The sequence below is a fragment of the Klebsiella pneumoniae complex sp. WS1778 genome, from assembly GCF_049472055.1.
GTDB lineage: Bacteria > Pseudomonadota > Gammaproteobacteria > Enterobacterales > Enterobacteriaceae > Klebsiella > Klebsiella quasipneumoniae.
This window is the reverse complement of sequence record NZ_JBKGTJ010000003.1, coordinates 736,333-748,537: the sequence shown is the minus strand read 5'-3', so window position 1 is coordinate 748,537 and position 12,205 is coordinate 736,333. Positions and strand designations below refer to the sequence as shown.

Annotated in this window: 7 protein-coding genes and 2 pseudogenes; 3 read left to right on the top strand and 6 right to left on the bottom strand. The window is 47.9% G+C overall.

Annotated elements, in window-relative coordinates; translation table 11 throughout:
• Positions 1-8 precede the first annotated feature (8 nt).
• Positions 9-1,256 (top strand): integrase domain-containing protein, encoded by a 1,248-nt coding sequence (locus tag ACLEXF_RS18185; protein WP_407259629.1) that lies wholly within the window; start codon positions 9-11, stop codon positions 1,254-1,256.
• A 46-nt stretch (positions 1,257-1,302) separates the two neighbouring features.
• Positions 1,303-1,902: a hypothetical protein gene (locus ACLEXF_RS18180; protein WP_108433335.1), complete on the top strand. Its 600-nt coding sequence runs from the start codon at positions 1,303-1,305 to the stop codon at positions 1,900-1,902.
• Positions 1,903-2,097: 195 nt separating this feature from the next.
• Here ACLEXF_RS18180 and ACLEXF_RS18175 read toward each other — a convergent pair whose 3' ends face one another.
• The 6 genes and pseudogenes from ACLEXF_RS18175 to ACLEXF_RS18150 all read right to left on the bottom strand — a co-directional run bounded on the left by ACLEXF_RS18175 (position 2,098) and on the right by ACLEXF_RS18150 (position 11,414).
• The gene (locus ACLEXF_RS18175; protein ID WP_108433334.1) at positions 2,098-5,937 is read right to left on the bottom strand and encodes a DNA-binding protein; all 3,840 of its coding nucleotides are present in this window, start codon (positions 5,935-5,937) and stop codon (positions 2,098-2,100) included.
• A 400-nt stretch (positions 5,938-6,337) separates the two neighbouring features.
• Positions 6,338-7,414: pseudogene (locus tag ACLEXF_RS18170) on the bottom strand (IS3 family transposase).
• 194 nt (positions 7,415-7,608) lie between these two features.
• Positions 7,609-7,920: pseudogene (locus ACLEXF_RS18165) on the bottom strand (helix-turn-helix domain-containing protein); the annotation flags it as partial.
• Positions 7,921-8,047: 127 nt separating this feature from the next.
• Complete coding sequence (locus ACLEXF_RS18160; protein WP_108433333.1) at positions 8,048-8,899, bottom strand: toll/interleukin-1 receptor domain-containing protein; 852 nt, start codon at positions 8,897-8,899, stop codon at positions 8,048-8,050.
• Between the two features lie 695 nt (positions 8,900-9,594).
• Positions 9,595-10,395 carry a nucleotidyltransferase domain-containing protein gene (locus tag ACLEXF_RS18155; RefSeq protein WP_407259626.1) on the bottom strand — a complete coding sequence of 267 codons (801 nt, stop codon included), beginning with the start codon at positions 10,393-10,395 and terminating at the stop codon, positions 9,595-9,597.
• A 134-nt stretch (positions 10,396-10,529) separates the two neighbouring features.
• On the bottom strand, positions 10,530-11,414 hold the full coding sequence (locus tag ACLEXF_RS18150) for a LysR family transcriptional regulator (protein WP_064178282.1): 885 nt from the start codon (positions 11,412-11,414) through the stop codon (positions 10,530-10,532).
• Positions 11,415-11,625: 211 nt separating this feature from the next.
• Between ACLEXF_RS18150 and ACLEXF_RS18145 the strand changes: the two genes are divergently transcribed.
• Complete coding sequence (locus ACLEXF_RS18145; protein ID WP_004205767.1) at positions 11,626-12,198, top strand: flavin reductase family protein; 573 nt, start codon at positions 11,626-11,628, stop codon at positions 12,196-12,198.
• Positions 12,199-12,205: the final 7 nt, after the last annotated feature.

Genomic DNA, 12,205 nt, shown 5'->3' with positions numbered 1-12,205 from the left:
GCTAAAACATGTCTAAGCAACTGAAACCCTTAACAAATGTGGAGATCGCTGGCGCGAAGCCCCGTAGCACAGACTATGAGCTACGGGACGGTGAAGGCCTGTACTTGCTAGTTAAGACTTCAGGGAGGAAGGCCTGGCATTTCGAGTATTATCATCCCGTCACCAAAAAGCGCACCAAAACCAGCCTTGGCCCTTACCCGGTCGTTACACTGGCGATGGCCCGTGAAACTCGCACGAAATACAGACGACTGCTCTGGCAGGGCATCGATCCCCGTCAACACTTAGCAGGAATAGCCGAAGAAAAACGCCTCCAGAATGAATGCACGCTGGAAAAAGTTGCGGAACAGTGGCTCAGAGAGAAGAAACGGACCAGCGATCTTAGCGAAGATCACGCCAAAGATATCTGGCGCTCGCTGGAGATGCACGTCTTCCCCTCTCTGGGTAGTACGCCCGTCACTGAGATCCGCCCGAAGATGCTCAAGGAACACCTTACACCGCTGGAAGAACAGGGCATCCTCGAAACGCTGCGGCGAGTTATCTCACGGCTCAATGAAATCTTCCGTTTTGCCATTTCCGAAGAGCTCATCGAGTTCAATCCAGCTGACAACCTGGTCGCCCGCTTCAAGAAACCGAAAAAGCAGAATATGTCCGCCCTTCACCCCAGCGAACTGGGCAGGCTAATGCTGGCGCTACAGAACGCCTCTATCCGCAAGGAAACCCGCTGCCTTATCGAATGGGAGCTACTGACCTGGGTTCGCCCCGGCGAAGCCGTTAGTGCCCGCTGGTGCGACATCGATATGAAAAAAGCGGAATGGCGTATCCCTGACACCTTTATGAAGATGAACCGTTTGCACACGGTGCCGCTCAGCAAACAGGCGCTGCGCGTTCTTCAGGTTATGGAACCTGTTAGCCGCCATCGCCCGTGGGTTTTCCCCAGCATCCGCAAACCACTGGAGCATATGCATCAGCAGACCGCGAACGCCGCGCTTATTCGTATGGGGTTTGGCGGTGAGCTGGTCGCCCACGGCATGCGCAGCATTGCAAGGACCGCAGGCGCAGGTCATTTCCCCCGTGAAGTACTGGAATCCGCGCTGGCGCACCAGAAAGAAGATGAAATCGAAGCGGCCTACAACCGCAGCGACTATCTGGAACAAAGGCGACCGCTGATGCAGTGGTGGGGAAACTACGTTGATGCCGCCAGACGGCAGGCGCTGCTCGGTGCAGAAGAACCGCTGCAGATCGTGGAAGGAGAATAATGTGATCAGTCCCATTCGTCAGAATCTGTTTGAACGGGAATGAGATATGCCGCTGCTGGAAGCGCGGCATCTCGCTCTTTTGCCTCTCGGCCTCGATGCTTCCCAACCGGCAAATGCCCTGCCGGAAGAACATCAGGAGAATTACCGTATCCTGCAAGACGCCATCAGCCGCACCATCAAAGCAACGGGCATGGTCAGCGCCCCGGCGAACAAACGCATGTTCTATGCCGATGAGATGTTCGCCCTGGCCTGGCGGCTTATTGATGACGAACTTACACCGCCAGAAATTAAGGCTCGGAGCTTGAAGGCGGTGATGAAACTGTCACGCAACAGCCGTGGCCGCAAATGGCTAAAGACGCTCGGCGACGACGCGCTACCGGTTCTCACTACTTCAGCACAACCTTCCCAGCGTGGGATACATAAGCGCAACAAGGCTCGGGAGAATACTGCCAGGCTCTGCTGGTTACTGGTTCAACTTCTGGTTGAGGAGACTGACGGACGGTATGGCACGTCTGATAAACCGGCTTCGGATCGGATACTTCGTAAGCTGAAGACGCTGGCTCAGGAACAGGAATTGCCGTCGGATGGGCTTGGGCGAGGGATGTTTTATGAGGTGTTGAAGATGGGAAGGGAGAAGAGAATGTAAGTAGTCGCTCCCAGTGTCGAGTGTAGTGAACCGATTAAGCTCCGAAACCTTAGGCGTATAGTCGGCTTTGTGCCAGCGGACTATTCCGCAACAATTACTAAAAAATCTAACATGTATAGAGACAATCTAGGTTCGTTAACAGATTAACGAAGACCGGCAGAGACCTACCGGTCCCGGCCAGCAAAGGTTAAATAGCTAATCTTCATCCTCTGAGTTAGGTTCGATAACAACAGAGAATTTCCCATCATCACGCTCCTTGAAATCCCTGATGATGCGTACTGCTTGCAGATGCTCAAGAATTGATATCACGCGTTCCCTGTTTGCAACAGCAATTGTCGCTCGGGTTCGATTAAGGAATATATTTCTCAATTCATCTTCACCTAAATGATGACAAAGCCCGGCCAGTTGATGTTTATTGAGACCTGTCACAATAAATCGTGTAAACAGCATGCCCTTGAATTCTTCATTACTAGTGTTGTTAAACACCTGCAGCAGGACATCATGTGGGAAATTAAGGTCAGCGATATCAGAAGCAATGAAATAATCAATAAATAGCGATACCAGGTCCGCTCTCTCTTGCACAGTAAAGAGTGCGTAAGTCATGACTTTTGTGAGCATGGCTTTAAAGAAGCGCGCATCTTTTTCTTTTCTTAGATAGAACTCGGGCTGCGCCAAAAATTCACTTTTATACTGACTGAACCAATAGACGAAGGCATCACTGATTTTCTCATCCAGATCCGCGTATTGAGCCGCAATTTTTTCATACACATCCGCGTCGAGAGGCAGTTTCAACATAGCTATCAAGGTGCAGAAATTACGGGCGCTGAGGTGCTCATCAATTTTCCGCATGTTAATCTCAATCGGTGCAACTAGGTTCTGATAAGTCCACTCGTCTAGGTCATCATTACAGATAATTTTCATGTACAACAGGTCATAGCGGTCGCCATCATAGACTTCTAGCGGGGACTGACCTAATGCAGCCACATGCTTTGTCACATACGCCGTCAGTATCGCCATGTTGCAGTCTTCACAGATATAGTCTATGAGCGCGCCCCATCCCGGCACGACCCGGTCATAACGGTAAAACAGGTCGTGATAGGAGATCGTTAGCTGGTCTTCGGTAAATTCTTCTTTAGCCAATATCCCGGACAGATCAGCAAACGAGAAGGTCATTTTTCTGACGATATCGCCTTTGGAACCATCGCTTAGGGAGGTGCGGGTCAGAACGTAGCGAATACATTCGGCATCCTCAGCAGAGGAGATAAACACATCCCTTACGAATGTATCGATGTTTTGACTGAAGTAATCAGAAACCGCATTGAGTTTATGCTCATAGGCGAGCGTCCAAGGTTTCCTTTCCGCCTCTTCAGGCGTTATGTCTTCAATAAGACACGAAACGGCAATGCCAACATTGTGCCGAGTTAACTGATAAAGATTGTTTTGTGCAATAAATTGCAGGCAATACCGCTCCGTTAGCGTCATTGGTTCGAACAGCTCGTCATAACATGCATCCGCCTGTTGTATGTGACGCATGAACACTTCCTGATTCTCCTCGGTGAGCTGAGAGATGATACGGCAGCCCAGCGAATGAATAAGCTGGCGGTATTGCGATTTAACTAGCGCATATTCAGGCGATACGCAGGCTATCACACTTATAGCAATATCATTGGTGAATTTTTCACCCGGCTGGCCTGCGAGAACGGCAACCATTCTGTCAAGATAACCATTTTTTTGCAGTGCAGTAACGATTAACTTATCGAAGGTCTCGGGTTTGCCAAATCTGCTATAAAGCTCAGAAAAAACAGCAAGGATATGTTCATCAGACTTGCTGAATAGCGAAGTGATCATACCAGCCAGATGTTCATCCTCGTTATCAATCAGATGTGTTACCAGTTGATAATGAAGCGCTCCATCGGCATAAATACGGTTATGTTCAACCAGTTCGCTGATGACTCTGTTCTCATCATCGATAAAATATTCACCGTTTGAGGTTGCGTAGCTCAGATCCTGACCAACGGCTTTCAGGAAGTCGTTATCATTTACGGTCATCGATCCTTCATGGAAAATAGAACGGTAGGCCATGAAGTCCTGCATCACCAGACCATCTGACAGCAGCAGATACAAGGCGTCTAACCCGCCATTGCGCATATCGGTACGCAAAGCATGGAGCTGCTGCTCAGAGACGAAGTCATGACCCTCCATCGCCTCAAGATACCCCTGAGCAATATCTTCAAATTTTTCACGCCCGATGATTAGCGTAAGTTCTCGCAGTGAAAGGGCATTTTTTAATTTTATTGACTCTTTAAGTTTCTTTATTTTTATCTGCAGCTCACTAAAAGCCGAGTTTTTATGTTTACCCATTTTTCTTTTTCTTTTCAGGTATTCTTCTTTTAGTTGTTCTCTTAGTGCCCTATCAAAAAGAGAGAGTGAATATCTCTGATGACTAACAAAGTAGCCTATATATAAATTTTCCTTTTGCGATAAAAATTCTAAAAAAACATTTTCATCATCAATTAAAGCCAAAGTTGTTAGGGGGTAAAAATTACTATATCCATTCCCCGTACCAAAATGAATGCCATCCCAGAGTATTTTCGGAATATATCGACAAACTATTTCCTCTCTAATTCCTCTATGATCATACATAGGTTCATGATTAAGATGCTCTATTTCGGACTGTAAAAGATCCAGTTTAATTTCCAGAGAGTCGAAATGATTACGGTGAAGTTTGCGAGTGCGATAGTCGCGAATAAATGAATATAAAACCCCTGTTTTCTTATCAGTAAGAAAATAGTCTAAGGCGTAGATGTTTTTATAAAAAACCAGCGACAACAGTTTGATTTTATCATTTGCGTTATCAACGATATTGCTGAATACATGATATTCATTGACCAAATTTTGTAGGCTGCGCATATCATTTATATATGCCGAAATGTCTTTCAGATATTTATCATTATGCGTATCGAGCGACATTTTCCTCTTTAATAGAGTAAACGCATTTCTGCTATCCATAAATGGAATAACGGGAAGAATGAAATCAAAGAATTTAGTTCTGGCATCAGCACCCAGGAACAGGTCGTCTCTTACCGCATAAACAAACCTGACTGGATTGCCATCAACAATATTGTTATTAACTATTTTGTTAATTTCACGCAACTTAACGAAAATCTCAGGCGTTCCTAGCCTGTCAAGATCTTCAAAGATAACCACTTTATATTCCAACTTGGTAAAAAAATACACAATCTCGTCAAGGCAGTTATTCAATAAGGATGGCGTCTCTTGGTCGCTTGCTTCAACATCCCCGCTTAAAAGGGCAATCTTGCTCAACTTAAGTTTCTTATCAAAAATACCGATTCGTGATGCACTGGCAGTTATAAAGTATAGCGACGTAAAAGCCAGCAAAACTAATATAATGCTTTTTATAATATAGTGTGCATTAAATACCTCGGTCCAGGATAGTGGAAGGCTTAGAAACTCTGCAATTGTTTTGAAATAAATAATAAATGCGGCAGCCGCAATGGGCGCAATGACTTTAAGTAAGGCCCGATAGGTTCCTCTGACATAGTCGGGGCCTCTATCGATTATTCTGTCTATCCTTGAGTCGGGAAGTTTCTCTCTATTCTCTTTATAAAGAATTTGTTGAAGGATACTGAGTTCAACCTCCTGATGAGTTGGGCTGACGGTTGTTTCATTTTCCGTCATATCGAATCCGGCAAGTGATACATTGATGTACTTATCATCGCAGTGATATTTCATAAATGATGAAATAACCGTACTTTTCCCTGCTCCGTAGCTACCTGTAATGGCAATGTTTCTCACATCTTTCTGCGACAAAGCGTATTTCAGGGCAATGAAATACTCTCGCATACTGGCATCATTGATAGTTTTCGGCGCTAAGGTGTCATAGCGGCCATCTAACTCTCCTTCCGTCAGACTCAGCCCCTGCTCTGCACGCTGTACCTGATCTTTTGCCTGGTGATTAACCAGCCATGCTTCCGTCTTCCTGCACAGGCCTATTGCCCAGCTCAACACGCTCATTCAGCGACTCCATTTTGCCAATACCCGATTACGATAAGCGTAAATTCCAACTGTGTTTAGTGATGCCAAAAATAATCCTGATGGTTATATCGTAACGTTTCAATACGATGAAAACATACTCTTTTTTGAGTTACTCGTGCGGATTCAAATTTGGCATGTATGAGAAGGCATCTCTGGGGATCATGACACGGCCTTAGCCACATACTTTCTCGCAAACACAGCAGTAATAGTTACAAGTTACCCTTTGCATCTTCGAGTTCAGATAAAGAACACACCGCTGTACCACACCTGATTTGGCTCCGTCATTGTGAACTAGTACCAAGTAACACAGCATAGCAACGCACTTCTAAGTCGAAGTGCTTTTATATGTTCTTGGCAATATTCTGTAAGCACACCCGTTTTAGTTCCACGCATTTTTTGAGAGTTCCGGTTTTTCAGCCATCAGCCGGTACTCTTCCGGCGTCAGGTTGTTCAGGGATTCATAAGGCCGCTCGTTGTTATATTCCATCAGCCAGCGCTCGGTAATTTCCCGTGCTTCATTCAGTGTTCTGAACAGGTAAAAATCCAGGATTTCTGTCCGGTATGTTCGGTCGAACCGTTCTATAAATGCGTTCTGTGTCGGCTTATTCGGCTTGATAAATTCGAGCTATACGTCATGTTCTTCGGCCCATTGTGCCAGCGCCAGTGAGACCAGTTATGGTCCGTTGTCCATCCGCATTTTCAGCGGGTAGCCGCGGTTTGCCACGATCCTGTCCAGCACCCGGATAGCTCGCTGAGCCGGGATATTCAGGTCGATTTCTATCGCCAGTGCTTCACGATTAAAATCATCCACAACATTGAAGGTCCGGAAGCGCCTGCCGCAGACCAGCGAATCGTGCATAAAATAGATGGACCAGCTCTGGTTTAGCGCTTGCGGCGTCGCCAGTGGTGCTGGATTACGCACAGCCAGCCGCTGTTTTCCTTTGCGACGAAAATTCAGTTTCAGCAGGCAATAAACCCGGTGAACGCGTTTATGGTTCCAGCTAATGCCCTGCCTGCGCAGCAGCTAGAACAGCTTCTTAAAACCGTAGCGCGGATAGCGTTCTGCCAGTTCAGTCAGCGCGTGGATCACTGGTTCATCACGCTGGGTATCGGGCTGATAAAAATACACCGTCCTGCTCAGTGATAACGTCCTGCAGGCCTGGCGTAAACTCATGGCAAATTGCGTCGCCAGATAGCTGACGAGTTCACGCTTTATCACTGGTTTTAAAGCTTTTTCGATGACGTCTTTAAGTGCCCGGCACTCAAGGCTGAGATCAGCAAACATCTGTTTAAGCCTCCGATTATCGTCTTCAAGATCTTTGATTTTTTTAATATCGGCCGCTTCCATCCCGCCGTACTTTGCCTTCCAGTTGTAATAGCTGGCTTCCGAAATAGCGGCCTCACGGCAAACATCCTTGACGGTACGTCCAGCTTCGACGGACTTCAATACGGCGATGAACTAGTGTTCAGTGAATCGGATCTTGCGCATAGTGATCTTCTCAGGGGACATAATCAGTATGTCGGAAGATCTATAAAAGTGAATGCCCCGTTTTGCCGGAATACTTACATTACGGAGAGAAAGTTTTCTCGACTCTATGAAATCGCTATTCCAGACGATATGACCGAAGGCGAGATTGCCGGCTGGTGGGGGCCGCCTTGATCATACAGTGGTTCCCACTGACAGACAGTAGAAAAGGCAGGGATAGTAAATTTTGCACAGACTTCGCGAACAGACAGTCGGTGTTTACGCATATGCAGAATAACGGACTCTTTAAAGGCAGTAGAATAGGTGAAATGCCGGGTTGTCAGTCCGGCTTTGCCATGAAGCTTTCAGGCAGCAGTCCACTTACGAACGGCACCGTGATCGATACCAAAACGCTTTGCTGTCGCTTGCTGCCCTTCCAACCCGGAAAGATCGTGCTGTACAACCTCAAGCTTAAAACTGAGAGAATACTTGCTCATAAAAAACTGCACCTTACTTCGTTGGATGTCCAACTTTTTGGGCGCAGTTCAACAAAGAGTTTTTTATTCCAACCTAGCCTATTCTGCTTAAACCATATGAGCCAACGAATATAACCGAAGTAAAATCCTATTTTTTCAACTCAATAGAACCAACTTTAACAGGCAAAGCATCAAGCAAAAACCTCATAGCCTCCAAATCATTCTTAGGTTCCTTCCACACATATGGGGTCAACAGTTCTGGAACAACACCTTTTCTACCGACTTCTTCATAAACCAATGCTATAATTGAAAAATTAGGCCTTTTCCTTTTTTCAGCTATAGCATAATTGATTTCGGCAGATAAATAACTATCGTCTTTATAACTAGGTGTGATAAAGAAAACAGCAGCGCAAGAATCTTTCATCCCTTTCATTAAAGCGCGTTCTAATTCGACACCAGCACTCATCTTATCCTCATCAAGCCATGGGTCGAAACCTAGTGTCATTAATATTTTATGGAATTCTCTAACTTTCGGTTTGTCGATAGTTTTGTGACTTAGGAATATTTGCAGCGGTATCATATTCAATGCCATCTCATGCTTCTTTAAAATCATATCAACCTGTTCGTCAATATACGAACCAATTTTAACAAAACCTTTATCACCATTCATTACCACTTCAGCAATGAAAACAGCATCTTTTTCCTTAACATCAAACAGTTGCTCAACTACTGATATAGCATTTTTAAAGTCTAGACTCCCGTCAGGATAAAGGCAGTTATTAAAAACTTCCTTTGACAACTCACCAATTCCATTGGATGTTTTGAATACGCTATTTCCAGTATTTTTATAAATAAATACCTGATATTTACCCAGGAGAGAACCTATCCTTATGTTAAAGCCATTAATTAAAGGCCACATTAATACTTTGTCTGGGTATTTGTTTCGAACAGCATCTTTGTAAATCTCATAAATAAGATGATCGCTAAAATCCTTTGCCATATACACCTCTGATTGTCTTTAATATGATTATACACTGAAGTATCGCCTTGTACATGCGAACAATGGAACGCTATTTACCATAACGTCGAATTACGCGCACCGCTCAGCCGGTCTCAGCCGCATTCCGGCGCGAACAGTGCAAAAAAACAGTGTTTTGAAATGCCATTTAGGGGCCGCTTTGGCACAGAGCGGCCTGTTTGTAAGACCAGCCAGATCTGTTATAAGCGACAAGCTAGATCTTTCATCAGAGCCTCAACCAACACGCAAACTCCCGCCCCCAACAATCATATTTAAAATCAATCAATTAAAAAAATCCCTTCCATATCAACATCATCGCCACCCTTTTTGCGCCTTCCCTTCCCCGCAAAAAATCAAAATCCCTAACAAACTCAACCACCTCCCCCACCAATTACAAGGACGCCACCCATCGATGATTACCAGAGTCATCCGATGAAGTCCTGAAAGCCCGCACGGCGCAAGCCCTGCGGGCTTTTTTGTGCCCTCAATTTGTCCCGCGCAGTCCAAAGAAAACTCATTAAATCCGAACCTTTTAGGCCTATTGATAGGCACAACGAAAAGCTCTGGTATTTTCACGTTACCGATACCCCGCTAGCCCCCCTCTCAGAATTAGACCTCCCACGACACTCGCACAACCCTTTCACCTTCCGGCCGCGTTAGCGGCCGGAGTGATAGGTTTACCCCTTGTCAGAATACGCGTCCAGCATGGCAAGGACCGCCCGACGCGCCGCATCGTCTGCGATATTGTCAGGCAACGCATCAGCCCGCAGAGTGACATAAGCATCAGCAGCCCTTCGAATGGCAATCCCGACAGAGTGACGATCGTGCGTTGCCAGGGTGGAAGTCAGCAGGCCATCGGGATCAATGCCGAGGGCTTCTATTCGGCGAACGCCGCGTTGCGGTAGATTGGCGCGACGGAACAGCATCGGTCCCAGCACTTGTTCCCGGAAGAAAGACAGCATCCCCAGCGCTTCGAAGAGTTCGCCCCTGCCCAGTTTAACCCCGGCATAATGCAGCCAGATCCAGGCTCGGGACTCAAACCACTCCGGCGTCATATTCGGCCAGTGCGCGCTAAATTTTGCCAGCTGTCGCTCGAGAGCATCGTTATCACGGGTAAATAGCACGGCAGGCTCCTCAACGCGCTGAGTGAGCATGTCCAGGGTGATAAATTTCAGATCGACATGCAGAAGTTGCGGGCCAAACAGGCAGATCAGCAGGCGAGGCTCACCGACGTGTTCCCCGGTGAAAGCATGTAACAGATGGCCGAGGGTTCCGGCGAACGCCATACGCTGAGCCATGATTTCGTCATAATAGAGAGGGTCGACCACCACCACGAAATCCAGATCGGAGTATTGATCAAACCCGCCATGGATAAACGAGCCGCCGGCGAGAAGGGCGTGGATCCGCGAATCGGACTGTAATTTAAGCTTCAGTTGCTCTGCAAAACTTCTGTGTAAATCGGGTAGCGTATTCAGCATACTTTTTCCTGTTCACAAAAAAGACAAAGCATTACAGAATATCGAGCGATTGATCGGCAGACCAGATATTTCTGCTGGAACCCTCCCCTCCCTGGCGAGGCTCCCGACGCGCTATATCGTAAGCAATACCTCCCTCAAACCACCTCCCGCATCCACTCAGCAAACGCCCGCACGGCGGGAGAGAGAAAACGCTGGTGCGGATAGAGCAAAGTGACGGGTACCGGGGGCGGCTGCCAGTCCGTCAGCACTTCCACCAGTCTCCCCTCCTGCAGGTGGTCAGCAACGATATTCTCCGCCAGCTGCGCCAGCCCAAATCCTGCCAGGCACATTTTTATATAGAGCCCCGTTTCATTCACCGCGGCGGTGCCGCTGACGGGTACAGAAAAAGTCTCGCCGTGGCGAACGAAGCGGAACTCATCGGCCCGCCTCGCCTGGCCGGAGAAATAATGCACCGCCCGGTGCTGAGAGAGCGCCTCCGGTGACGGCGGCACGCCATATTCCCGAAGATAGTCCGGTGACGCGCAGGTCACCCAACGAAAGCGGCCCAGAGGCCGGGCCACCAGGCTGGAGTTGTTCAGCTCTCCCGTGCGTATCACGCAGTCGATGCCTTCCTGAATGAGATCGACCGGCCGATCGCTGACGCCGATCATCAGGTAGATGTCAGGGTAGCGTCGGTAAAAGTCTTGCAGATGGGGCATGACGATGAAATGCGCGATGCCCGCGGGCATATCAACCCGCAGGCGCCCCTGAGGCCGCGCCACAGACTCGCTCAGGCTGGATTCGCTATGTTCGATGAGGGCGAGAATTTCCCGGCACTGCGCCAGATACTGCATCCCTTCCGGAGTCAGGCTCACCCGCCTTGTGGTCCGGTTCAGCAGCCGCACCTTCAGGTATTTCTCAAGGTTTTTAATGGTACTGGTGACAGTGGAGGCTGGCAGGGAAAGGGTTTCCGCGGCACGAACGAAGCTCCCTGCCTCCGCGACGCGCACAAACATCTGCATAGCCTGGATACGATCCACCTTCTTTCTCTCCTGTAGCGAGCAGCTTACCGACAGATGGCATGATTATTCGTTGATTATGAATAATGAAAACAATTTACGCATCTTTTTGCGCTTAATCGCCTGGCGTATCGTTGCACGGTGGATGACGAATGAGGGGTTGAAAACGACCATAGCCTCAACAAATATCCATACAATCAACAAATTAAATAACACGTATAAAGGAAAAATCATGTCCGTTCAGGCTGTCGAATTACGTAAGGCCTATCGTTTATTGCAGGTCGGGTCCACCACCATGATTTCCGCAAAATATGATGGCGTCGAAAATGTCATGTCAGCCGCCTGGGTTGGGCTGGCAGGCGAGCGAAAAGTGGTGGCCTATATCGGCACCCAGGCCTTCACTCGTCAGCTGGTGGAAAAGAGCGGCTATTTCGTCGTGCAGATCCCCGTAGTCAGCCAGATGGCAACCGTCCTCTACGCTGGCGGGCGCAGCTATGCCGATGCGCCGGATAAAAACGACACCATCCCCTTCTTTTATCAGCCGGGGTTCGATCTCCCCCTTGTGGCAGGCTGCGCGGGCTGGCTGGTGTGCAAAGTGATGCCTTACCCGGACATCCAGCAACAGCACAATCTGTTTATGGGCGACATCGTCGCCGCCTGGAGCGATGACCGGGTATTCCGCAACGGACACTGGATCTTTGATGATGCACCGGACGAACTACGGACCGTTCACTATGTCGCAGGCGGGCAGTTCTATGCCATCGGCAAAGGCAGCAAATTCGATCATGGACCGGGTAAGGACTGACCCTCCC